At 67.0% G+C, this 24,506-nt stretch carries 15 protein-coding genes; 6 read left to right on the top strand and 9 right to left on the bottom strand.

Annotated features, from left to right (window positions below; all coding sequences use genetic code 11):
- Positions 1-66 precede the first annotated feature (66 nt).
- The 5 genes from nagA to ROV95_RS20025 are packed head-to-tail and all read right to left on the bottom strand — an operon-like array spanning position 67 to position 5,425.
- Positions 67-1,182, bottom strand: a complete 1,116-nt coding sequence (gene nagA, locus ROV95_RS20045; protein WP_312546059.1) for an N-acetylglucosamine-6-phosphate deacetylase — start codon at positions 1,180-1,182, stop codon at positions 67-69.
- Positions 1,179-1,955, bottom strand: coding sequence for a DeoR family transcriptional regulator (locus ROV95_RS20040; protein ID WP_010482152.1), 777 nt, complete (start codon positions 1,953-1,955; stop codon positions 1,179-1,181). Before ROV95_RS20040 ends, nagA begins: the two co-directional genes overlap by 4 nt.
- A gap of 33 nt (positions 1,956-1,988) precedes the next feature.
- Positions 1,989-3,323 (bottom strand): D-tagatose-bisphosphate aldolase, class II, non-catalytic subunit, encoded by a 1,335-nt coding sequence (locus ROV95_RS20035; protein WP_312546058.1) that lies wholly within the window; start codon positions 3,321-3,323, stop codon positions 1,989-1,991.
- 16 nt (positions 3,324-3,339) lie between these two features.
- Complete coding sequence (locus tag ROV95_RS20030) at positions 3,340-4,278, bottom strand: ROK family protein (protein ID WP_312546056.1); 939 nt, start codon at positions 4,276-4,278, stop codon at positions 3,340-3,342.
- Entirely contained in the window at positions 4,271-5,425 is a 1,155-nt protein-coding gene (locus ROV95_RS20025; protein ID WP_155030281.1) for an SIS domain-containing protein, read from the bottom strand. Before ROV95_RS20025 ends, ROV95_RS20030 begins: the two co-directional genes overlap by 8 nt.
- 322 nt (positions 5,426-5,747) lie before the next feature.
- Here ROV95_RS20025 and ROV95_RS20020 point away from each other — a divergent pair, with 322 nt between their 5' ends.
- A complete protein-coding gene (locus ROV95_RS20020) occupies positions 5,748-9,107 on the top strand; it encodes a TIM-barrel domain-containing protein (RefSeq protein ID WP_312546055.1) in 3,360 nt (1,119 codons plus the stop codon).
- Positions 9,108-9,240: 133 nt separating this feature from the next.
- Positions 9,241-12,216 carry a TonB-dependent receptor gene (locus tag ROV95_RS20015; protein ID WP_312546054.1) on the top strand — a complete coding sequence of 992 codons (2,976 nt, stop codon included), beginning with the start codon at positions 9,241-9,243 and terminating at the stop codon, positions 12,214-12,216.
- Positions 12,217-12,524: 308 nt separating this feature from the next.
- On the opposite strand, the gene ROV95_RS20010 is transcribed toward ROV95_RS20015, so the two are convergent.
- Together ROV95_RS20010 and ROV95_RS20005 are read right to left on the bottom strand one after the other, a co-directional pair.
- Entirely contained in the window at positions 12,525-14,603 is a 2,079-nt protein-coding gene (locus tag ROV95_RS20010; RefSeq protein WP_019659321.1) for a S9 family peptidase, read from the bottom strand.
- A 207-nt stretch (positions 14,604-14,810) separates the two neighbouring features.
- Positions 14,811-16,775 (bottom strand): oligopeptide transporter, OPT family, encoded by a 1,965-nt coding sequence (locus tag ROV95_RS20005; protein WP_049435318.1) that lies wholly within the window; start codon positions 16,773-16,775, stop codon positions 14,811-14,813.
- 200 nt (positions 16,776-16,975) lie between these two features.
- Here ROV95_RS20005 and ROV95_RS20000 point away from each other — a divergent pair, with 200 nt between their 5' ends.
- Both ROV95_RS20000 and ROV95_RS19995 read left to right on the top strand, forming a co-directional pair.
- Positions 16,976-18,124, top strand: a complete 1,149-nt coding sequence (locus ROV95_RS20000; RefSeq protein WP_312546051.1) for a heparan-alpha-glucosaminide N-acetyltransferase domain-containing protein — start codon at positions 16,976-16,978, stop codon at positions 18,122-18,124.
- A gap of 79 nt (positions 18,125-18,203) precedes the next feature.
- Positions 18,204-19,958 carry an oligopeptide:H+ symporter gene (locus ROV95_RS19995; protein WP_019659324.1) on the top strand — a complete coding sequence of 585 codons (1,755 nt, stop codon included), beginning with the start codon at positions 18,204-18,206 and terminating at the stop codon, positions 19,956-19,958.
- 57 nt (positions 19,959-20,015) lie between these two features.
- Here the strand turns inward: ROV95_RS19995 and ROV95_RS19990 are convergent, their stop codons facing one another.
- Together ROV95_RS19990 and ROV95_RS19985 are read right to left on the bottom strand one after the other, a co-directional pair.
- Entirely contained in the window at positions 20,016-21,998 is a 1,983-nt protein-coding gene (locus tag ROV95_RS19990; RefSeq protein ID WP_312546049.1) for a S9 family peptidase, read from the bottom strand.
- Positions 21,999-22,165: 167 nt separating this feature from the next.
- The gene (locus tag ROV95_RS19985) at positions 22,166-22,801 is read right to left on the bottom strand and encodes a LysE family transporter (protein ID WP_312546109.1); all 636 of its coding nucleotides are present in this window, start codon (positions 22,799-22,801) and stop codon (positions 22,166-22,168) included.
- A gap of 138 nt (positions 22,802-22,939) precedes the next feature.
- Here ROV95_RS19985 and ROV95_RS19980 point away from each other — a divergent pair, with 138 nt between their 5' ends.
- Both ROV95_RS19980 and ROV95_RS19975 read left to right on the top strand, forming a co-directional pair.
- Positions 22,940-23,845: a LysR family transcriptional regulator ArgP gene (locus ROV95_RS19980; RefSeq protein ID WP_019659327.1), complete on the top strand. Its 906-nt coding sequence runs from the start codon at positions 22,940-22,942 to the stop codon at positions 23,843-23,845.
- 158 nt (positions 23,846-24,003) lie between these two features.
- Complete coding sequence (locus ROV95_RS19975) at positions 24,004-24,438, top strand: hypothetical protein (RefSeq protein WP_308304934.1); 435 nt, start codon at positions 24,004-24,006, stop codon at positions 24,436-24,438.
- Positions 24,439-24,506: the final 68 nt, after the last annotated feature.

The raw sequence follows: 24,506 nt of genomic DNA, 5'->3' as shown, positions 1-24,506 counted from the left end.
GCGGTGAGCCGAGCATGGCTCGGCTCTGCAGGGAGCCCGCGCGGCATCCGGGCCGCATCGCTTGCGTCAGGTCAGATCGACCACGCGCCCACCAATGACCACCTGCTGCAGGCGCAGTTCGGCGTCCAGTACCACCAGGTCGGCGCGGGCGTCGGGCGCAATGCGGCCGCGATCGCCCAGGCCCAGATAGTCGGCCGGGAAGGTGGAAACACGTTGCGAGGCATCGGCCAGCTCCAGGCCGACGCGCACCAGGTTGCGCAGCGCCTGGTCCATGGTCAGTGCGCTGCCGGCCAGCGAACCCGTCGCCAGGCGCACGCAGCCGCCGCACTTGTGCACGCGCTGCTCGCCCAGCGCGTACTCGCCATCGGGCATGCCGGTGGCGGCAGTCGCGTCGGTCACCGCGTACAGGCGCGGAATCGCGCGCGCGGCCAGGCGGATCACGCCGGGATGGATGTGCTGCAGGTCGGGAATGATCTCGGCGTACTGCGCATGTGCCAGCGCCGCCGCGGCGATGCCAGGCCGGTAGTGGTCGACGCCGGTCATGCCGTTGAACAGATGGGTGAAGCCGGAAGCCCCGGCCTGCAGCGCAGCAACACCCTCTTCGTAAGTGCCAGCGCTGTGGCCAAGCTGCACACGGATGCCCATTGCCGAAAGCGCGGGAATCAGCGCGGTGTGCTCGCCGATTTCCGGCGCCAGTGTCATCACCCGGATCGGCGCCAGCGCGTGCAGCTGCTGCACCAGTGCCACCGTCGCCTCGATCGTACGATTGGGCTGTGCGCCCAGCCGCTGCGGGCTGATGAACGGTCCTTCCAGATGCACGCCGGCGATGCTGGCGGCGTCGGCATCGGGCGCCGCCATCGCCGCAGCGACGCCGTGCAGCGCGTGCTCGATCTCATCCAGGCCGGCGGTCATTGTGGTTGCCAGCAGCGTGGTGGTACCGAAGCGCAGGTGGGTGCGGGCGATGGTGCGGGCCACGTCGCCGCCCTGCATCAGGTCGACGCCGGCCGCACCATGCACGTGCAGGTCGATGAAGCCGGGCAGGATCACCGGCAGCTGCAGGTCGTCAGCGCCGCTGTGGTCGTCCACCTGCAGCTGGCGGATGTGCGAATCGAAGTGGACGTGGCCACGCCGCCAACCCAGCGGCGTGAGGATGCGGCCATGCAGGGTGCGGGTGTCGGTCATGCAGTGGGCTCGGCGATGATCACCTCGATGCCCAACCGCTGCAGCCCTTCACGGGTTGCGTCGTCGATGCCGGCGTCGGTGATGATGGCGTGGATCTGATCGAGAAGTGCGATGCGGTGCAGGCTGACGCGGCCGAACTTGGAGGCGTCGGTCAGCACCACGATGCGGCGCGCGCGCTCGACCATGCGGTGGTTGAGGCGGGCTTCGGCTTCATCGTGGGTGGTCAGGCCGAACTGCAGGTCCAGGCCGTCCACGCCCAGGAACAGGGTGTCGAAGCTGTAGGAGTTGAGGCTGGCTTCGGCCTGGCTGCCCTGCAGCGACAACGACTGCTGGCGCAGCAGTCCACCGGTCAGCAGCACGTTGATGCCGGGCGCGTTGGCCAGTTCCCAGGCGATGTTCAACCCATTGGTCATCACCGTCACGTCGCGCTGGGTGCGCAAGTGACGGGCCAGGGTCATCGTGGTCGAGCCGGAGTCGATGATGATGTTGTCACCGGGCCGCACCAGGCGCGCGGCACACGCGCCGATCGATTCCTTCAGCGGCAGGTTCAGTGCGTCCTTTTCGTGGATGTCCTGTTCCTGTGGCGGCGTGCGCACCAGCGTGGCGCCGCCGTGAGTACGATTGGCCAGGCCTTGCGATTCGAAGTGGGTCAGGTCGGCACGGATGGTCACCGCCGACACGCCGAAGCGCTCGACCAGATCGGCCACCTGCACCGAGCCGTGCTCGATCAGCAGCTGCAGGATCTGTTGCCGGCGGGAGCGGGTGTTGCGCATGGCCATTCTCGGTGTCGCGGGGAAAGGTAGAGATTAGCCGTTCGCAGCAACGGCGGCAGCCGCGTCTGCGTGATGCGTGCGGGTTCCGGCCTGGTTGGCGCTGCAGGCACGGGCGTACTCGCCCAGGCACAGGCCGATGCGGTGCTGCACCAGCGCGGTGGGCGTGTTGGCCAGCGTGCCCTCACGCACGGCGCGGTACTGCTCCGGCAGGTACTGGCTGAGCAGTACCAGTGGCGGCGCGTGCTGTTCCAGGTTGGCGAACAGGGTCTGCACCGCCTGCACCAGCGCGGGCTCGCCCCAGTAGTAGCGGCAGCGGTCGCTGAAGGAATAGCTGCGCAGCAGGCGCAGCGCTGCCTCATCGCCCTGGTAGTAGGACTGCCAGTACTTCGGCTGCGCCACCATCACTTCATCCAGCACCTGCGGCAGGCGCGAGCACTGTGCGGCCGGCAGCAGTTCGGCCTCGATCGCGGCCAGCGCGAACAGCGCTTCGCGGTAGGCGAAGGTCGCCGCCGGGCCGACCTTGAGGATGGCGAAGTGGTCGCGCACCAAGGCGTGCAGGCCACTTTCGCGCTGGTAGTCGGTGGAATGCGCTTCGAACACGATGCGCGGCTGCTGTTCGAGGAAGTCGGCCAGCGTGCTGGCGGCGGCTGGGTCGTACTCGTGCACACTGCTGTGGTCGAAGTCCACGCCCGGTTGCACCACCATGGCGATCACGCGCTGCCACGCATCGCGCAGCTGCGGCGTATCGAACGCCTGCTGATGAATCGCCAGGGTCTGCGCGGCAGCAGCGGGCGTGGTCACCTGCAGGCCCTCGGCCAGCGAGGCTTCACCCCCGGGAATCGGCACCTCGGTACCGATCACGTAGACCGGCGGCGGCAGGCCGTGTTCGGCGGCGGTGCGCTCGGCGATCTCGGCCAGCTCGGCCGAGCGTGCGGCAACGACGGCATCGGGCAGCGGCACCGGGTCATCGGCGCAGGACATGCTGCAATCGAGGTGGATCTTGTGGAAACCGGCGGCGACGTAGGCTTCGATCAGCACGCGTGCGTGGGTCATCGCTTCGGCCGCCGGGCGCTTCTGCCAGGCATTCGGGCCGAGGTGGTCGCCGCCCAGCATCAGCCGCTCGCGCGGGAAGCCTTCTTCATCGGCCAGCGTGCCCACGTAGTCGCGGTACTGCGGCGGGGTCATGCCGGTGTAGCCGCCGAACTGGTCGACCTGGTTGGAGGTGGCCTCGATCAGCAGCACGGTACCGTGCGCCAGCGCCACGTGCATGGCCGCGCGCAGCACCTGCTCGTTGCTGCAGCAGACGCTGTACAGGCCGACATTGGCACCGGCGCGGTGGGAAGCAAGCAGGGTCTGCAACGGGGACATGGTCAGGCTCCGGACATCAGGAAAACGAGGGTTGGCAGGCGAGCAGGGCGGCACCACGTGCGCCACCGGCATCGCCGAACCGTGGCGGCACGATCGGCGGGACCTGCACGCCATTGAACAGATGGGTGGCGATGGCGGCCGGCAGCTGCTGGTACAGCGGCGCGTACTGCGAGAGTCCGCCGCCGAGCACGATCACGTGCGGGTCCAGTGCCAGCACCAGCGCGGCCAGGCTGTGGCCGAGCAGGTCACGATGGATGTCCAGCGCCTTGCGCGCGCGGGCATCACCGGCTTCGGCCAGGGCGATCACGGCGCTGGCGTCGGCGGCGCTGCCACCAAGGTGGCGCTCGATCATCGCCACGCCACTGCCGGACACATAACGCTCCACGCAGCCCTGCAGGCCGCAGGCGCAGTCGATCAGCGGCAGGCCGTGGCGCTGCAGCAGATGACCGGGCACGCTCCAGTGGCCCCATTCGCCGGCCAGCCCGTTGAAACCGGTCAGCAGGCGGCCCTGCAGGCAGAAGCCACCACCGGCACCAGTGCCGAGAATGGCGCCGAACATGCTGGGGTAGCCGTCAGCCGCGCCGCCGTGCGCTTCAGACAGGGCAAAGCACTGCAGATCGTTGCCGAAGTGCAGCGGGCGCTGCAGGCGTGCCTGCAGATCCTGCGCCACGCATTGGCCGGTCAGTGCAGGCACGTTCGCGCTGAGCTGGCGGCCGCTGCGGCGGTCGCGCACGCCGGGCAGGGCGATGCCGATGGCCGCATCGCTGCGGCCGAGGGCAGCGTCCGCCTCGGCGACCAGCGCCACCACCGCCTGCAGGAAGCCGTCGTAGTCACCCTGTGGGGTGGCCACGCGGCGGCGCCAGGTGACCCGCATCGCCGCATCGCACGCCACCAGCTCGATCTTGGTGCCGCCGATGTCGATGCCATAGCAGGCGTGGGCGATCAGCTCAGCCATGGTGGATGGTGACGCCCTTGACGACGCGGTTGACGGTGCCGTCCGGGAACGGGTTGTCCGGGGTCAGGCCCAGCGCCGCCGAGCGCTGCAGCGCGAACAACTGCGCGAAGCCCAGCCACACTGGCGCCAGCCACGGATCATCCAGTGCCGGCACGGTGAGGGTGTATTCGTCATCGGCGCCGATGTCCGAATGCGGGCCGATCGCCAGCACCTGGCCGGCCACGCCGTCGCGGCGCAGCTCTTCCAGCAGGTCCTGTTCGTAGCGGCGCGCCAGCGGCTGCACGCTGCGCAGCACCACCACCAGGGTGTTGCCGTCCAGCGTCGACTTCGGGCCATGGCGGAACCCCAATGGCGTGTTGGCCAACGCCAGCACGCGGCCGGCGGTCAGCTCCAGCACCTTCAGCGCGCACTCGCGCGCCAGCGCTTCCAGCGGGCCGCTGCCGAGGTAGATGATGCGGTTGAACGGGCGCTGCGCCAGCGCCGCCACCGGTGCATCCCACTGCGCCTGGCCTTCGCGGGCCAGCGCGGCGATCTGCTTCAGGCGCGCCACGCGCGCATCCCACGGCGAACGATCGAACACGGTCAGCGCAGCCAGCAGCATGCAGGTCAGGCTGCTGGTCATGGCGAAGGCGCGATCGCAGCTGGCCGACGGCATCAGCAGCGTGCAGGTATCGGCACGGCCGGCACCACGACGGGCGAGTTCGCCATCGGCGTTGCAGGTGATGTCGAGGAAGCGCGCGTCATCCACGTCGCTGCGCACGCGCTCCACCGCGGCCACGCTTTCCGGGCTGGAACCGCTGCGGCCGAACGACACCAGCAGGGTCGGGCGGTCGCGCTGCAGGTACAGCGCCGGATGGGTCAGCAGGCTGGTGGTGTGCACCACGCGCACCTCGGCCGGCCACTGCGCATTGATCGCGTCGGCCACCATTTCGGCGATGAAGCCCGAACTGCCGGCGCCGGTGAACAGCACGCGCTGGTTGGGATCGTTGAGGCTGCCGCCGAGGAAGGCCTGCAGGCGGTCGCGGGCACGCGACAGATCCTGGGCGAGGGCTTCCCACAGCGCGGGCTGCTGGGCGATTTCGGTAGCGGTATCGGCTCCGCCAAGGCGCTGCCAGGCGGACACATCGGAAAGCAGGGTGACGTCCATTCGGAGGTTCCAGTTGGGCCAGCGCACCATCTGCGTTTTCTTTCGAAATGTCAAACATCGAAAGTAAAAAGAAAGAAAATGACGCGATGACTTTTCCCGCTGCCGAGCACTCGGGAAAACGAAAGAACGGGCTGAATGCCGTATCGCACAATGCTTAACAGGCAGCTGCAATCGATTACACAAAGTGTTGCGACACAACAACTTTCGTTTCAATGGAATGTATCTTCCTTTTTCCTTTCAATTTGTTGACATCTTTCGAATCGCTGCCCTAGAGTCGGCCCAACCGCTTTCGAAACGCCCGGTGAACGGGTTGGGAGTCCGCGTGGAAAACTGCGTTCGTCGCTCGCCGCTGATGCTGGCCCTGTTGCCGGCATTGATGCTGGCGTCCATGCCGGCCCGGGCCGAGCCGGTCGGCAACCTGCGTTCGGTTGCCGCCAGCGCCAGCCGCGACGGCGTGCAGGGCTGGGACCTGCAGACCGACAAGGGCGCGCGCATCCGCATCGAACTGCCGGCCACCGACATCATCCGCGTGCAGGCCGGCCGCAACGGCACGCTGACCGGCGCCGGCGACAAGGCCGCGCCGATCGTACTGCCGCAGCCCAAGGCCAACGTGCAGGCGAAGCTGGAAGAAGACGCGCAGGAAATCCGCGTGCGGACCGAGTCCCTGGTGCTGCATGTACAGCGGCAGCCGCTGCGCATGCGCCTGGAACGGCTGGACAACGGCCAGCCCACCGCGCTGTGGCAGGAACTGCAGCCGCTGGACCTGGATGCCACGCAGAGCGTGCAGGTGCTGTCCTCGCAGGCCGATGAGGGCTACTTCGGTGGCGGCCAGCAGAACGGCCGCTACCAGTTCAAGGGCCGCGAGCTGGAGGTGTCCTATTCCGGCGGCTGGGAAGAGGGCGACCGCCCCAGCCCTGCACCGATGCTGCTGAGCAGCCGTGGCTGGGGCATGCTGCGCAACACCTGGAGCGATGGCAGCTACGATCTGCGCGAGGCCGACCAGTCCACGCTGCTGCATCGCGAAGACCGCTTCGATGCCTATTACTTCGTCGGCGCCGACCTGCCGAAACTGATCGAGCGCTACACCCAGCTGACTGGCCGCCCGAACATGGTCGCGCGCTGGGCGCTGTCCTACGGCGACGCCGATTGCTACAACGATGGCGACAACAGCAGGAAGCCCGGCACCGTGCCCGAAGGCTGGAGCGACGGCCCGACCGGCACCACCCCCGATGTGATCGACAGCGTGGCCAAGCAGTACCGCGCCCACGACATGCCCGGTGGCTGGATCCTGCCCAACGACGGCTACGGCTGCGGTTACAAGCAGTTGCCGGAAACCGTGAAGGGGCTGGCCGGCTACGGTTTCCGCACCGGACTGTGGACCGAGAACGGCGTCGACAAGATCGCCTGGGAAGTGGGCAAGGCCGGCAGCCGCGTGCAGAAGCTGGACGTGGCCTGGACCGGCAAGGGCTACCAGTTCGCGATGGACGCCAACCGCCAGGCGTTCAACGGCATCCTCGACAATTCCGATTCGCGCCCGTTCCTGTGGACGGTGATGGGCTGGGCCGGCATCCAGCGCTATGCCGTGGCCTGGACCGGCGACCAGAGCAGCAGCTGGGACTACATCCGCTGGCACGTGCCGACCCTGGTCGGTTCCGGCCTGTCCGGCATGGCCTATGCCAGCGGCGACGTCGATGCGATCTTCGGCGGCAGCGCCGAGACCTTCACCCGCGACCTGCAGTGGAAGGCGTTCACGCCGGTACTGATGGGCATGAGCGGCTGGTCGTCGAACGCACGCAAGCATCCGTGGTGGTACGACGAGCCCTACCGCAGCATCAACCGCGATTACCTGAAGTTGAAGATGCGCCTGACCCCGTACATGTACGGCCTGGTGCACGAGGCCGCGCAGACCGGCGCACCACCGGTGCGTGGCCTGATGTGGGACAACCCGCGCGACCCGCACGCGCAGGATGAAACCTACAAGTACCAGTTCCTGCTTGGCCGCGATCTGCTGGTGGCGCCGGTGTACCGCAGCCAGGCCGCCAGCCGTGGCTGGCGCCGCGACATCCACCTGCCGGCCGGCGGCTGGATCGACTACTGGGATGGCCGCCGCGTGCAGGCCGGCGCCGACGGCCGCCAGCTCGACCGCCAGGTGGACCTGGCCACGCTGCCGGTGTTCGTGCGTGCCGGTGCGATCCTGCCGATGTACCCGTCGATGCTGTTCGATGGCGAAAAGCCGCTCGATGAAGTGATCTTCGATCTGTATCCGCAGGGCGAGTCGCAGTACACGCTGTACGAAGACGATGGCAACACGCGCCGCTACCAGCAGGGTGAGTCGAGCACGCAGGTAATCCGCGTGCAGGCGCCGGCACAGGGCAGTGGCCCGGTGCAGGTGCAGATCGATGCGGTGCAGGGCCAGTACAACGGCCAGCTGGCGCAGCGTCGTTATGGCCTGCGCGTGCTCAGCCGCCAGGCGCCGCGCGCGGTGCAGGCCGCTGGCCGCGCGTTGCCGGCGCTGGCCGATGCGGCGGCGTTCAACGGTGCGGCTGAAGGCTGGTACTTCGATGCCAAGGAGCGCCGTGGCACGCTGCACGTGCGTACCGCTACCCAGGACATCCGCCAGCCGCTTCAGCTGCAGCTGGACTTCGAGGTGGCCGCTGCGGCCGCCGACGATGCCTATCCGGCTGCGCCGGTACTCGGCCGCGAACTGCCGGCCGACAGCCTGCTGGTGGTCAATCGCCCGGCCGAAGAGCCCGGCCATGCGCTGGAAAATGCCTTCGATGATGACCCGGCCACCTGGTTCCGCAGTGTGCGCAACCAGGCCGTGCGCACCGGTGCGCATGAGTGGGTGATCGGGTTCGGCGAGCGCAGGATGATCGATGGCATCGACATCGCGCCGCGCAACGACAAGAACTGGAAGCACGGCCAGGTACGCGACTACGAGGTGTACCTGGGCGACAGCAATGGCGAATGGGGTGAGCCGATCGCACGTGGCCGCCTGCAGCTGAAGGAAGGCGTGCAGCGCATCGCGTTCCCGGCCCATGCCGGCCGCCTGCTGCGCTTCCGCGTGCTGAGCGTGCAGAACCCGGAAGGCGATGGCGCCAGCAGCACCGATCCGATGGTTACCGCCGCACAGGGCAGTGCCCGCGCCTTCGATGCGCTGCAGCCGCGCGACGTCGGCCCGATCGCACTGTCCACCTTCCACATCCTCGAACACCAGGAACCGGAGCGACCGGCCCGGCAGCGCTATCTCTCCGAGCTGCCGGTGCCGGCCGCGCTGGCCAGCCAGGTGCGCACCGACCAGTCCTTCCGTGGCGACGCCGGCATGCGCATGAACGGCCTGCAGTTCCGCCGGGGCCTGGGCGTCGGCGCCAACAGCCGCATCGACCTGCGCCTGCAGGGCGGCTGGCACCTGCTGCGCGCCGACCTCGGCATCGACGACGCCTGCCGCAGCGCCGGTGGCCTGCAGTTCCAGGTCTGGGGTGACAACCGCCTGTTGTATGACAGCGGCCTGGTGAAGGCACCCGGCGTGGTCAAGCCGGAGCTGGACATCCGAGGCCTTTCCACCCTGAGCCTGCGCACGCTGGGTGCGCAGGGCAGTCAACCCGCCCAGGTCTGCGCCAACTGGGCCAATGCCGTACTGATCGGCCAGGAGGGCGACTCCGCCAGCATCGTCGCCCCATGACCCCCTCGTAACACCGCTCCTCCCCCCGCCCATTCCGACTACGGCCCTCGTGGCCGTGGCCCGGGAGCGTTTTGCCCGCCGAACGCCCACGCGCTCACTTATTGCGCTGCACCCCTGCCAGGAGAGAACCCCGATGTTGCCCGCCCGCCACCACCGCCCCCCCTGTCGTTCGATCGCTCCGCTGTCGCTGGCCATCGCCGGCGTGCTGCTGTCGGTCGCCGTTCCTGCCTTAGCCCAGGAGATAAAGGACAAGGCCACCGACCTGGCCCGCATCGAGGTCACCGGTTCCAACATCCGCCGCACCGACGTGGAAACCGCCTCGCCGGTGCAGGTGATCAGCAAGCAGGACATCCAGAACATGGGTGCGCGCACGCTGCTGCAGGTGCTCGACAACCTGCCGGCCGCCCGCCCGGCGCAGCAGGACGCGCGTTCGCTGTTCACCGGTTCCGACGGTGCTTCGCAGGCCAACCTGCGTGGCTTGGGCGCGCAGGGCACCCTGGTGCTGCTGAATGGTCGCCGCCTGTCGTACTACGGTGCCCCGGCCGGCTTCCAGACCCAGTTCGTCAACATCGATGCGATTCCGGCCGCGGCCATCGAGCGCATGGAAGTGCTGACCGACGGCGCGTCGGCCGTATACGGTACCGACGCGGTGGCCGGCGTGATCAACGTGATCACCAAGCGCAACTTCCAGGGTGCCGAGATCAGCTTCACCAACGACACCTCCTCGCGCATCGATTCCTACGGTGAGCGGCAGGCCAGCATCACCGCCGGCTTCGGTGACCTGGCCGAGAACCGCTTCAACATCTATGGCGCGGTCAACATGTACCGTCGCGACGCGATTCCGCTGAGCGATTTCTACGACAAGCGGCCCGACCAGTACTACGTCAACAATCCGAACTACCTCAACAACCTGCGCCTGGGCGTGGGCAGCAAGCCGGGCGAGTTCAACCCGGGCACCTACTTCGCCTTCGATCCGGTCACTGGCCGCCGCGTGCAGGAAGCCGCGCCGGGCTGCAGGAACGTGCTGACCAGTGAAGCGGCCGGTCCGCGTTGCGTCTGGGAAACCTGGATGAACAACGAGATCGATGCCGGCGCCAAGTCCGAGCGCAACACCGCCTACCTCAACGGCACCTTCCTGGTCGGTGACAACACCGAGATCTTCGCCGAGGCGACCTACACCGACATCGACCTGCGCGCCAACGGTGGCACGCCGCGCACCTACGGCACCACCACCGGCAACCCGACCAGCTGGTTCTCGCGCAATACCGGCAACACCGTCAACCAGTTCCTGTACCCATTCCTGGGCCCCAACAACGAATACAACCATGCCAGTCCGCAGTTGAAGGCGATGATGGGCGGGGTGGTCGGCCTGAACTACCTGCTGCAGGATGCCGGCCCGAACTATTTCGGCCAGCGCAATACCGACAAGAGCTACCGCGTGCTGGCCGGTGCGCGTGGCAACCGCGGTGACTGGAACTGGGAGACCGCCTTCGCCAGCGCCGGTACCCACTCCACCACCTACCAGACGATCAACGTCAACACCAAGGGCTTCGAGAAGGCGTTCGGGCCGTACACGATCGATCCTGGTACCGGTCGGGTGATCATCTCCGACCACCCGGCGTACAAGTTCGGCGAGATCAGCGAAGCCAACGCCGCGTTGATCCGTGAAGCGTTCCCGACCTTCGACATCCAGTCGTGGACCCGCCTGCATACCCTGGACGGCAAGATCGAAGGACCGCTGTTCCAGCTGCCGGCGGGCGAGATGCGCGCCGCGTTCGGCTTCAACGCCAGCCGTGAGACCTTCTACACCCCGGGCAATGCCGATGCGGCCAACGGTCTGATCACCCAGCAGGGCGGCTCGTGGTTCGACGGCAAGCGCAACACCTACGCGCTGTTCGCCGAGACCGTGGCGCCGATCACCGACAAGCTGGAACTGGATGCGGCGGTGCGCGTGGACAAGTACCCGAACTTCAGTGCCAACGTGGCGCCGAAGATCGGCTTCAAGTACCAGGCCTTCGACCAGCTGATGCTGCGCGGCACCTATTCCACCGGCTTCCGCGCACCGAGCCTGGCCGAGTCCGGCAACGGCGGCGTGTTCGCACAGCTCGGTGGCTTCCGTGACGAGCTGCGCTGCAACGAGACCAACGCCATCGCCAACCTGCTGCTGAAGTCGCAGCGGCCGGGTGACGTCGACCTCGGCAAGAACCTGCTGAACGTCGACTGCAGCCACACCGTGGCGCGCATGACCCAGCCGAACAAGGACCTGAAGCCGGAAAAGGCCAAGATCGCCACCCTCGGCCTCGTATACGAGCCAGCAACCTGGCTGTCGGTGTCGGCCGACTACTGGTTCATCTACCGTGACAATGAAATCGTCGCGCCGGACTACCGCCGCATGGAAGACATCATCTCGATGTCGCGCTCGCCGATCACCGACAGCGACCGTGCCAATCTTGCCCAGTTGGCGGCGATGTGCGCCGACCCGGCCAGCGGCGTGAGCTGCCCGGCCACCCTGCCGGGCTACTCCGCCGGCAACGTGGCCAGCGTGGTCGGCCAGTACAAGAACCGCGGCAAGACGCTGATCGACGGCTTCGACATCGACGCGCGCAGCCGCTTTTCGCTGGGCGACTGGGGCAACCTGAACATCGGCCTGGCCGCCACCATCGCCAACCGCAACCGCTTCTACATGGACGCGGAGAACGGCTGGTACTACGGCGACGTGGTGGGCTACTACAACAACCCGCGCCTGCGTGCCACGCTCAATGCAGACTGGACCTACAAGCAAGTGACCACCAGCATGTTCGTCAACTACGTGGGCGGCACCAAGTGGGCCACCGACCAGATCGACGAAGAGAGCAACAACAAGGAAACCTGCACCGGCGGCTACCTGGCCCTGCAGAAGAGCAAGTGCGATGGTGCACCGTCGTGGTGGACCGCCAACATGAGCGTCACCTGGCGCCCGGACGATGCGTGGAACCTGAGCTTCACTGTCAAGAACCTGTTCAACCGCCTGCCGTTCTACGATCCGAACAGCTTCCTGGGTGACTCCAGTGACTACGCCACCATCTTCGGTCGTGGTTACAGTGTGACCATCGGCTACCGATTCAAGTAATTCCGTTTGCGTGACCTGGCGGGGGGGGGGGGGGGGGGGGGGCGCGGGCGGGGGCGGGGGGGGGGGGGGGGGGGGGGGGGGGGGGGGGGGGGGGGGGGGGGGGGGGGGGGGGGGGGGGGGGGGGGGGGGGGGGGGGGGGGGGGGGGGGGGGGGGGGGGGGGGGGGGGGGGGGGGGGGGGGGGGGGGGGGGGGGGGGGGGGGGGGGGGCCCGCGCCCCGGCGGCCCCCCCCCCCCCCGCCCCCCCCCCCCCCCCCCCCCCCCCCCCCCCCCCCCCCCCCCCCCCCGGGGGGCCCCCCCCCCCGCAACCATCAGTTGCCGATGTGCTGCTTCAGCCAGGCATTGACGGTGTCATGCCACAGGATGCTGTTGTTCGGCTTGAGCACCCAGTGGTTTTCATCCGGGAAGTACAGGAACTTCGATTCGATGCCCTGGCGCTGGGCGGCGGTGAACGCGGCCAGGCCCTGCTCGACCGGGATGCGGAAGTCCTGCTGGCCGTGGATGACCAGGATCGGCTTCTTCCAGTCCGCCACGTGGTTGACCGGGTTGAACTTCTCGTAGTTCGCGGCCTTCTGGTACGGCGTGCCGCCCTGCTCCCACTCGGTGAACCACAGTTCTTCGGTGGCGTAGCCCATCATGCGCTGGTCGAACACGCCGTCGTGGTTGACCAGGCACTTGAACGGGCTGTTCCAGTTGCCGGCGATCCAGTTGACCATGAAGCCGCCGTAGCTGGCGCCCAGCGCACAGGCCTTGTCACCGTTGAGGAAGGAATACTTCTTCAGCGCCGCATCCCAGCCCTTCTGCAGGTCTTCCAGCGGGCGGTCGCCCCAGTGCTGGCTGATCGCATCGGTGAACGCCTGGCCGTAGCCGGTGGAGCCGTGGAAGTCGATCATCACCACCGCGTAGCCCTGGCCCGCATAGGTCTGCGGATTCCAGCGGTAGCTCCAGCCATTGCCGAAGCTGCCCTGCGGGCCGCCATGGATCAGGAACGCCACCGGGTAGGACTTGCCTTCCTGATAGTTGTGCGGCTTGACCACGTAGCCATGCACGGTGTCGTTGTTCCAGCCCTTGAACTCGAACTGTTCGTAGTCGCCGAAGGACACGTCCTTGAGTACGTCGCCAGCAGCCGGGGTCAGCGCGCGCAGTTCGCCGATCGGCTGGCCTGCGGCCGGCAGCAGTCCGACCAGCACCTGGTCGTTGCTCTTCAGGCTGTTGCGGGTGATCGCCACGCTGTTGCCGGCCACATCGACCGAGGTCACGCTGCCGTCGCCAACCAGCTTGGTGGCCTTGCCGCTGGCCACGTCGATCTGGAACAGCGGATGCTCGCCGAGGTCGTCGGCGGTGGTGTAGATGCTGGCGCCGTCGGCGGACAGGGTGATGCCGCCCGCCGAACGGTCCCACTGCGGCGCGATCTCGCGGGTCTTGCCGCTGGCCAGGTCCATCGCCATCAGGCCGAAGCGGTCGGCCTCGAAGCCCGGGCGCTTCATCGCACGATAGAACAGCGTCTTGCCGTCGGCGCTGAACACCGGGCCGGCATCCCAGGCCGGGTTGGAGGCGGTCAGGTTGACCGGCGCCTGCTTGCCCGCGGCGTCGAAGCGGTACAGATCGAAGTTGGTCGACCACGGTTCCTGCTTGCCGGCCACACGGATGCTGGCCACTACGCTGGCGCCATCCGGCGACCACGCGAAGTCATCATTGCCGCCGAACGGCTTGGACGGCGCATCACCATCGATGGTCGCGCTCAGTGCCGAGGCGCCCTTGACTGCACCGGCCTTGGCCGCGGGCAGCGGAGCGACGAACAGGGTGTTGCGGCGGCCGTCGTTCCAGGTGTCCCAGTGGCGCACGAACAGCGAATCCCATACCTGGCCGCTGGCCTTGGCGTCCTTCTTTTCCTTCAGCTTCTTCTCGGTGCAGGCCAGGTCCGAGGCGCAGGCCTGGAACACGCCGGCGCTGAACAACACGCGGTCGTCCTGCGGCGACACGTGGTAGCTGTCCACGTCGACCGGGAAGTCGGTCAGCTGGCGCGGAGTACCGCCGTTGATCGGCTGCGCGTACAGCTGCTGGCTGCCGTTTTTGGCGCTCAGGAAATACACCGTCTGGCCATCGGCCGACAGCGAGGCGGAATTGACGTTCCAGCCGGCCGGGGTGATCTGCTTCGGCGGCGCTGCGTCGCGGGTGCGCAGGTTGCGCGCGAACAGCGCGGTGGAGGCCTTCAGGTTGGCGTCCACGCTGCGCTTGGCGAACACCACGGTGCCACCGTCTGCGGTCAGCACCGGCGCGGAAACGCGGTCCATCGCCACCATGTCGCGGACTTCCAGGCCACGGGCAGCGGCAACACTGGGCAGGGCGGCCAGCAGGCTCAATGGCAGCAGGGCATGACGCAGTTTCATCGGGGTCTCCGCAGGACGGCAAAAAACCGATGGTAGGCCCGCATGGCCGGGGCTGCCAAGGCCATCGGTCATGGCTGCAGGCGGGCAATCGCCATAAACAGCAAACCCCGCCGAAGCGGGGTTTGCGGTACTGCCGGCCGCTGGCCGGCAACCAGGGGTATCACGGGATTCCGGGATTGCCGGCCAGCGGTCGGCACTAGCCGTCCCTTACGCCTTGGCGTACTTGCCGGTGCGGTAGATCAGCCAGCCGACCAGGAACAGCACGGCCAGGCCGATCCACTGTGCGCCCGGCAGGTGGAACGGCACTGCCAGCACATCGGCGCGGCTGCTGACCACGATCGGAATCGCGATGGCGATGCCCATCAGTGCCTCACCGGTGATCAGGCCGGCGGCAAACAGCACGCCCGGCTTGTGCACGCGGTCGCGGCCTTCTTCGTCATCGGCGCGCACCTTGTGGAAGCGCTCGACCAGATGGGCGATCAGGCCGCCGAGGAAGATCGGCACCATCAGTTCCAGCGGCAGGTAGATGCCGATGGCGGCGGCCAGCACCGGCACGCGGAAGCGCGCGTTGCGGGACTTCAGCCAGCTGTCGAAGGCGATGATGGCGGCACCGACCACGGCACCGATGCCGATGAAGGTCCACGGCAGTTCACCACCAAACAGGCCCTTGGCCACCGAGGCCATCAGGTTGGCCTGCGGCGCAGCCAGCGCGTTCGGGTGCAGCTCGGACTTCACGCCGATGCCGTAGGCAGTGGCCAGCAGGTTCAGTACCGGGGCCATGATCAGCGCGCACGAGAACGCACCGATGCCCAGCATCAGCTGCTGCTTCCACGGGGTGGCACCGACGATGTAACCGGCCTTGAGGTCCTGCAGGTTGTCACCACCGACCGCAGCGGCACAGCACACCACCGCACCGATCATGATCGCGGCCACCGCGCCCAGCGGCGCCCCGCCGGCACCGACCGGCTTGAGGCCGTCAGCGCCCAGCAGCACGACCAGCACGGCCGAGGCGAACAGGATGGTGGAGATGGTGATGCCCGAGACCGGGTTGTTGGACGAACCGATCAGGCCGGCCAGGTAGGCGGAGACCGAGACGAACAGGAAGCCGGCGACGATCATGATGAGGGTCATCGGGATCGACACGTGCCACTGGCCGACGATGGCCTGGTACAGGGCCAGCAGCGGCAGCACGAACGCCACCAGGGCAACCAGCATCCACTTCATCGGCAGGTCGCGCTCGGTATGCGCCAGCACCGGGCCACCGCTCTTGCGGGCGGCGGCAAAGCCGCTCTTGACGCCGTTGAGCAGCGACTTGCGCAGCGAGATCAGGGTCCAGATGCCACCGATCAGCATCGCGCCGACACCCAGGTAGCGCATCTTCGCGCCCCAGATGGCGAACGCCGCCTCGGTGGACGAAGCCGCGGCAACCGACGCGGCCAGCGCCGGATCGGTGTTCATGAAGAACGCCTGATAGATCGGGATGGCGATGTGCCAGGTCAGGATCGAACCGGACACCACCACGATGCCGACGTTGAGGCCGACGATGTACCCCACGCCCAGCAACGCCGGTGACAGGTTGGTACCGATGAAGGCGGTGACCTTGGAGCTGCCGACATAGGCCGAGGTGGCCCAGGCATCTGGAATCAGGCGCATGCCGCTTTCCGCGGCCAGCTTGACGAAGGCGCCGATCACCGCCGACAGGCCGAGGATCTTCAGGCCCGGGCCCGGGTTCTCGCCGGCCTTGAGCACTTCGGCCGCCGCCTTGCCTTCCGGGAACGGCAGCGGATCTTCGACGATCATCGAACGGCGCAGCGGCACCGAGAACAGCACGCCCAGCAGGCCGCCGAGGCCGGCGATGCCCAGCACCCACCAGTACTTGAAGTCCGGCCAGTAGCCCATGATCACCAGCGCGGGGATGGTGAAGATCACGCCGGCGGCGATCGACGAACCGGCCGAAGCGCCGGTCTGCACGATGTTGTTTTCAAGGATGGAGCCACCGCCCAGCAGGCGCAGCACGCCCATGGAAATCACCGCGGCGGGAATGGCGGTGGCGATGGTCAGGCCTGCGAACAGGCCGAGGTAGGCGTTTGCGGCCGACAGCACCACCGCCAGCACGATGGCCAGGGCCACTGCGCGGAAGGTGAGCTGCTTGGGCGCAGCGTCGTGGTTCATGGAAGCCCCTGCTGGCAAAAAATCCCTGCCACGCTAGCGTTCAGGACAGATCAAGTCCAGCGTGCCAAAGGATGGGGGCGTGTGCTGCAGCGCAATGGGCCAGTAAGTGGACCGGCAATCGACCGACCCGGCAAAGTCCGGTTGGGCACACAGCAAATGATATGTTATATCTTAATGCTACCTTGTTGTTACTGCATCGCATGCCCCCTTCCCCCTCCCCTCGCCTGGCCTCCATCGACCAGCTGCGCGGCACCGTGATGCTGCTGATGTTGCTCGACCACGTGCGCGAGACCTTCTTCCTGCAGCACCAGGTAAGCGACCCGATGGACGCGGCGACGGTCTCCCCTGCGCTGTTCACCTGCCGTCTGCTGGCGCACCTGTGTGCGCCCGTGTTCGTCCTGTTGACCGGCCTGTCGGCCTGGCTGTACGGCCAGCGCCAGGCGGATCCGCGGCGGGCCACCGCAGCCTTCCTGCTCAAGCGCGGGCTGTTCCTGGTCGTGCTGGAACTTACCCTGGTGAACTTCGCCTGGACCTTCCAGCTGCCGCCGGACACGCTGTACCTGCAGGTGATCTGGGCCATCGGGCTGAGCATGATCGCGCTGGCCGGGCTGCTTTGGCTGCCACGCCCGGCACTGCTGGTGCTGGCAATCGCGGTGGTGGCCGGGCACAACCTGTTCGACGGCTTACGGGTGCAAGGCAATGGCCTGCTGGCGGTGCTGTGGAAAGTGCTGCACCAGCGCGACTGGATCGAGGCCGGTGCGCTGCGCCTGCGCACGTCCTATCCGCTGCTGCCGTGGATCGGGGTGATGGCACTGGGCTACCTGATGGGGCTGTGGTTCGGTCGCGAGCGCGCGCCAGAGCAGCGCCAGCGCTGGCTGCTGTGGGCAGGCATCGGCGCGCTGGCCCTGTTCGCACTGCTGCGGTTCGCCAACCAGTACGGGGATGCACCGTGGCAGTACCAGACCACCACGCTGCGCACCTGGCTGAGCATCCTCAACATCACCAAGTACCCGCCGTCATTGCAGTTCCTGCTGCTGACCCTGGGCGTGGGCCTGCTGTTGCTGCGCCTGTACGAATGGCCGCCCCTGGCGCTTGCGCTGCGCCCGCTGGCCGATATCGGCGCCGCGCCGATGTTCTTCTACCTGCTGCACCTGTATGTGCTGAAGGGGCTGTACCTGGCCGCGCTGGCGATCTGGGGACCGACGCACGGTGACCTGTACGCACTGGATTCGGTGACCGGCCTGCTGCTGGTGGCCTGTGCGCTGGCGGTGGTGCTGTACCCGCCGACGCGGGCCTTCGCGCGGTTCAAAGCGCGAAGGCGCGATCTGCCGTGGTTGCGATACCTGTGATCGCCCTGACCAGTCCGGCAATCCACGCATGGCGTGGATCCACTGAAAGCGGATCGGGCCACAGGCCTATAATTCCGCGATGAATTCCACCGCTATCGCTTCCGACGATTTCCTGGGCCACCCCAAGGGCGTCTACGTCTGCTTCTTCACTGAAATGTGGGAGCGCTTCTCCTTCTACGGCATGAAGGCGCTGCTGCTGCTGTACCTGACCAAATACCACCTGTTCGGCGACAAGGCCGGCCTGGACCTGCTCGGCGCCTACGGCGGCCTGGTGTACTGCATCCCGGTGTTCGGCGGCATGCTGGCCGACCGCTGGCTGGGCATGCGCCGGGCGGTGCTGTTCGGCGGCATCCTGCTGGTGCTCGGCCACCTCGGCATGGCCTTCGAGGGCCATGCAGCCTATCGGGTGAACGGCGAAGTGGTGCGCGACACCTCGGCACTGGCGGTGACCTACCTGTCGCTGGCGCTGATCATCATGGGCGTCGGCTTCCTCAAGCCGAACATCTCCACCATCGTCGGCAAGCTGTACGCCAAGGACGATCCGCGCCGCGATTCGGGCTTCTCGCTGTTCTACGCCGGCATCAACCTTGGTGCGCTGTTCTCATCGCTGGTGTGCGGCTTCCTTGGTGAGGCCTACGGCTGGAAGTATGGATTCGGTGCGGCCGGCGTCGGCATGCTGGCCGGCCTGGCAATGTTCCTGTGGGGCCAGAAATACCTGCAGGGCCACGCCGAACCGCCGCAGCCGGCAGCGCTGAAACAGAAGGTGCTGGGCCTGCCGCGCGAATGGCTGATCTACCTGTGCGCGGTGCTCGGTGTGCTGCCGGTCGCCTGGCTGATGTGGGCCGCCGGCAATGGCGCGTTCGCGCTGGGCGGTGAAATCAGCCTGGCGCTGATGCTGATGCTGGTGGTGCTGGGCGGCGTGCTGGTCTGGTTCGCCTGGTTCACCGGCACGAAATGCACGCCGGTGCAGCGTCAGCAGATGATCGCGCTGATGGTGCTGATCTTCATGGCGCTGGTGTTCTTCACGATGTACGAGCAGTCCTACGGCTCGTGGGTGACCTTCACCGACCGCCTGCTGACCAAGGACATCGTGCCCTCGCTGGTGATCACCGGCGGCACGCCGCTGCCGTGGTCGATTCTCTCGCTGCTGCTGGCACCGCTCGGCTTCGTGGTCAGCGCGCGCCTGTCGGAACGGCGCCCGGGCTCGGCTGCGCCGCGCACGTTCTTCGCGGCCATCGTCGTGCTGATGCTGGTGCTGCTGGTGCGCGACTGCCTGGTGATCCCGCAGACCGCAGGCTCGCTGACCTACCTGGGTGGCCTGTTCCTGGTGCTGCTGGCACCGGCCTTCGCCGCACTGTGGACGTGGATGGACCGCCGCGGCTGGGAACCGGGCAAGCCGGTCAAATCGGCCTGGGGTCTGGTGATCGGCGCGCTGTCGTTCGTGCCGCTGGCACTGGCCGCACAGCAGGTCGGCGCCACCGGCGAGATGGCCAGTGTGTGGTGGCTGGTGCTGGCCTACTTCCTGCTGGCCAGTGGCGAGATGTGCCTGTCGCCGGTCGGCCTGTCGGCGGTCACCCAGTTGGCCGTGCCGCGGGTGATGAGCCTGATGATGGGCACCTGGTTCCTCGCCACCGCCTTCTCGGAGACGCTGGCCGCGCTGTTCGGCAAGCTGGCCGCGATCGAGGTGCCGGAAGGCGAATCGCTGGACATGGTGGCCGCCGCCGGCGCCTATGCGCACCTGTTCTGGCTGCTGATGTGGATCGGCTTGGGCTGTGCGCTGGCCGCCTTCATTGCCGCGCCGCTGCTGAAGAAGATGATGCACGGGGTCAAGTAAGCCCGGTGCAGGCGAAATCCGGGGCGGCGGATCGATCATCCGCCGCTCCCGGCGTGCTCAGGGCGCGCTGCTCTTTTCCGCAGGCGCGGCCTGCGCGGCCACCTGTCCCCCCAGGCTGCGCGAGAGGAAGGCCAGCAACCTGCTGTAGTACGTGCGTTGGTTGGCAGGCGAATAGAAGCCATGCCCTTCGTTCCTGACGTACAGGGTTTCCACCGGCGAACCCGCCTTCTTCAAGGCCGCTTCCATGCGTTCGCTGTGCACGATCGGCGCACGCTGGTCCTGGCCACCTGCGGCCAGGAATACCGGCACCCGTACCTGCGCAGCCAGATTCACCGGGGAACGCTCTGCCAGATCCTTGGGCGATCCCAGCCAGTTGCGCAGGTAGGCCAGGCCTGACTCATCACTCTGGATATCTCCGCGGGCGTACATCAACGGCAGATCGTAGATGCCGACGTAGCCGGCCGCGCACTGGTAGAGGCCTGGTTCGCGCACTGCCCCCATCATTGCCGCATAGGCACCGTAACTGGCCCCGTAGATGCAGATGCGGTTCTTGTCGGCCACGCCCTGGTCGATCGCCCACCGCGTGGCATCGGTGACGTCATCCTGCATCGACAGCCCCCATTGCTTGCGCGCAGCCTGCATGTGGGCCCGGCCATAGCCGGAAGATCCGCGGAAATTCACCTGCAACACCGCATAGCCTGCCGCCGCCAGCATCTGTGCCTCGGTGTCGTAGGTGCCATCGTCGGCAACGCCGATCGGGCCTCCGTGTGGCACCACTACCATCGGCAGCGCACCGGCCTCGTGGCCATGCGGGACGGTAAGGAAACCATGCAGCGTACGCCCGTCACGCGCCTTCAGGCTGATCGGACGCACCTGCGCGGCCAGCGCAGGGTCGATCCAGTCGCTGCGGCTGATCAGGTGCCGAGCACTCTTGGCCACCGTGTCATAGAGATAGAAATCGCCTGGGTTGCTGCCTGACCAGGTTTCCACCAGCACCGTCCTGCCATCGCGCGTGCTGGAGGTAATGTAGACCGCTCCGCCCAAGCCCGCTTCGAGGCTGCGGTAAAGGCGGGCTTCGTCCGAGGCATCATCGAAGAATGCCGTTCGCGGTGCACTGCCAAGGAACAGCGCCCCGACCGGTACGCGGCTGCCGGGGCGCCGGATGATGCGCGCAGGGTCGGCCGTCCCATCGCGCAGCACGGTGCGTCGCTCATTGCTGTGCGGATCCCAGCTCACAATGGCGTCAGGCCCGTCTGCCTGCTCGACCTGCAGGTACGCCAGGCGACCATCGGCCGAAAAGCCGAGCGGCAGCTCGATGCGCTTGCTCAGGGATTCATCGTTGAGCAGGATCCAGTCGCTGTTGCTGCCCGTGCGGTAATAGAGCTTCTGCGTGCCGTCGGTAACGACAGCGCGCGCGAACCGCACCTCGCCCTGCTCATCGGTCGTGAAGTCCGCATCGGGAATGGGAGCCCGTGCCACCGCATTGCGGCGACCGGTGATCACGTCCATGCGCTCGACCTGTGCATGCGAACTGCCGACCAGCGGGATTACCGTCACCAGTGCGTTGCGGTCGTCGTCCTTGAGTTCATCACTGAGGTACGCGGCCACCAGGCCCGCCGGCTTGACCTTGATGTTGGTACCCAGGCTCTGGTCGGCAACCCGGTAACCCACCAGCAGCTCGCCGCCCTTGCCATTGGCATTGATGCCGAACAATTCGCCAGTCGGCGTCGGCCGCTCCAGCACCCCGAACTTCTGTGCCATGCCGACCAGAAGCCGCTCGTTGCTGACCCAGTCGAAGGTGTGGGCGTGATCGTTGCGGGGCGGGCGGAAGCTGCCCACCATCTTCATGTCGGCAATGCGGTAGATCGCCAATGCGGTCCCGGCCTCCAGCGGAACCGTCGCGGCGATGTACTCGCCCCCCGGTGAAATCTTGATGTCGGTAAACGACTCCTGCCGCAGATAGCGATCCAGGTCCAGCGTCGCCGCCGATGCTCCGCCCACAACCGCTCCCAGCAGTACAGCAAGCACAATCCTGCGCATCCTTCCCCCATGGAAAACCGGACACCCTGTCCGGATGCACGATTCTAGGCACGTGACCGTTTGCCGCGCCACATCGGCAGAAAAAACGACGGCACCGTTGCCGGTGCCGTCGTTACCACTACCTTGGAGAGAGAGTCAGGACGTGGGTTCGGGGGGCATGCGCCGGGTCAGTGGACCCCGCGCACCGCCAACGTTAGGGCCAGGATGCTGAGGATCACGGCGATGGTGCCGTCAAGCACACGCCAGGTGCTGGGCTTGGTGAACAGCGACGCCAGCAGGCGTGCGCCCAGTCCCTGCGCGGTCAGCCAAAGGCAGCTGGCGGTCACCACGCCGGCGGCGAAGGCCATGCGGGCGTTGCCGAAGTTCTCGGCGATCGAGCCGATCACCATCATGTCCAGCCAGAAGTGCGGGTTGATCAGCGAAAAGCCGACTGCGGCCATCAGCACCGCGCGGCGGCTGCCGTCATCGCTGTCAGCCTCGCCCATGCCGCCGCCACCGGCGATCGCACGGCGTGCCGACTTCATCGCGTACCAGGCCAGGAATGCCACGCCGGTCCACAGCACGGCGCTGGTCAGCCACGGCAGCGCCGAGGTGAGCGTGCGCAGGCCGGCAACGCTGGCGAAAATGAAGATCGCATCGATGGCCGCACAGGTGGCAACCACCGGCACGATGTGCTTGCGCAGGATGCCCTGGCGCAGAATGAAGGCGCTCTGGGCGCCGACCACGGCGAACAGGCCGATGCCGGTAGCTGCACCAGAGAACCAGGCACCGAGGCCGGTGCTGGCGGAGATGACCGAGAACATGGGATTCACTGCCTTAACTTGCTTGGGGGGACGGTGCCTCGCGAAGGCGGACAGCACCGGAACGGGCGCCATTGTCGCGCCGCAACATGAAAAAGACGAGCTAAACTTCCTAAACCAACATTAGCGGAGCTTAATTCGATGCGTATCGATCATGCCCAGCTGCGCGCCCTGGCCGCGGTGATCCGCGAAGGCAGCTTCGACCGCGCCGCACAGTCGCTGAATGTCACGCCCTCGGCCATCTCGCAGCGGGTCAAGGCACTGGAGGACCGGATCGGCCGCCTGCTGGTCAAGCGCGGCACGCCTGCCACCGCCACCGCCGAGGGGCAGCTGCTCGTTCAGCTGGCCGAGCAGACCGCCCTGCTCGAACACGATGCGCTGCACCGGATGGGCCTGGCCGATGAGGATCTGCCCCAGGCCAGCATCCCGGTGGCGGTGAACCACGACAGCCTGGAAACCTGGTTTCCGCAGGCCGCCTACCAGTTCGCGCAGACCACCGGCACCACCCTGGACCTGCGTGTGGAAGACCAGGACCACACCGTGGAGCTGCTGCGCCAGGGCACGGTGCTGGGCGCAGTGACCACGCTGGACGAGCCGGTGCAGGGCTGCCAGATCCATGCGCTGGGCAGCATCCGCTACGCAGCGACGTGCACCCCCGAATTTCGCGAACGCCACTTCGCCAAGGGCGTGACCGCGCAGGCGCTGGCACAGGCACCGGTGCTGGTATTCAACCGCAAGGACGACATGCAGTCGCGCTTCGCCCGGCGCATGGCCGGCGACGACCTGCCCAGCACTGCACCGACCTGGTGGATTCCGTCCACGCGCGCCTTCGTGCAGGCCAACCTCGGCGGACTGGGCTGGACCATGAACCCGCTGCCACTGGTCAAGCGGCACCTGGACGCCGGCCGCCTGGTCTACGTGCGCCAGCGCGCGTGGGAAGACGTGCCGCTGTACTGGCAGCACTGGAAGGGCGACGTGCAGACCATGGCCCTGCTGACCCGCGCGGTGCTGGATGCCTCCTCCGCGCTGATCCGGCGCAAGCGCTGAGTTGGCTTCTCAGGGGGTGTAGATCTTGGTTGACAGGCGCTTTCGGCTCACGGGGCCAAAATGCGAGACGATCGCGACACCAGATAGCGCACTTGCCAGCCGACAGGTGCACTTTTTTTACGTAGGCTGGAAGGCTTGTCATCTGTGAGTCAAACCGAATGGAACTTCCTGACGAAATCTATGAGCAGGTCACTGACCTCTCAGAGCAGGGAAACGTCCTCATGGATGCCGATGACCATGCTGGCGCGACTCGGTGCTGGCTGCAGGCTTTAGAAGCGTTGCCAGCTCCTGCCAAGGATTGGGAGGCCTACACTTGGCTCTGTGCTTCACTTGGAGACGCGAGCTTTCTTTCCGGTGACGTAGTGGCCGCCCTGAAGTACTTCATGGATGCATTGAATGGTCCGGACGGGCGTGCCAATCCCTTCATTCTGTATCGCGCTGGCCAATGCAACGAACTTCTGGGGCAGCGGGATCGGGCCCTTGAATACCTGCTCAGGGCGTATGCACTGGACGGCGAGGACATATTCAACGCTGACGATGAAGGCGGGAAGTATCTTGCCCTGCTGCGACAGCAGGGCCTTACTTCGCCCTGATACCACCAAGCCGGCCAAGCGCTGAGAATACCGCGCCTGGTCGCCAGGACGTGGCCAGTCCTCAGCCA

The sequence above is a fragment of the Stenotrophomonas maltophilia group sp. msm1 genome (assembly GCF_032025805.1).
Taxonomy (GTDB): Bacteria; Pseudomonadota; Gammaproteobacteria; order Xanthomonadales; family Xanthomonadaceae; genus Stenotrophomonas; species Stenotrophomonas hibiscicola.
Note: the sequence above shows the minus strand (reverse complement) of the source record. Positions and strands in the feature narration are given on the sequence as shown.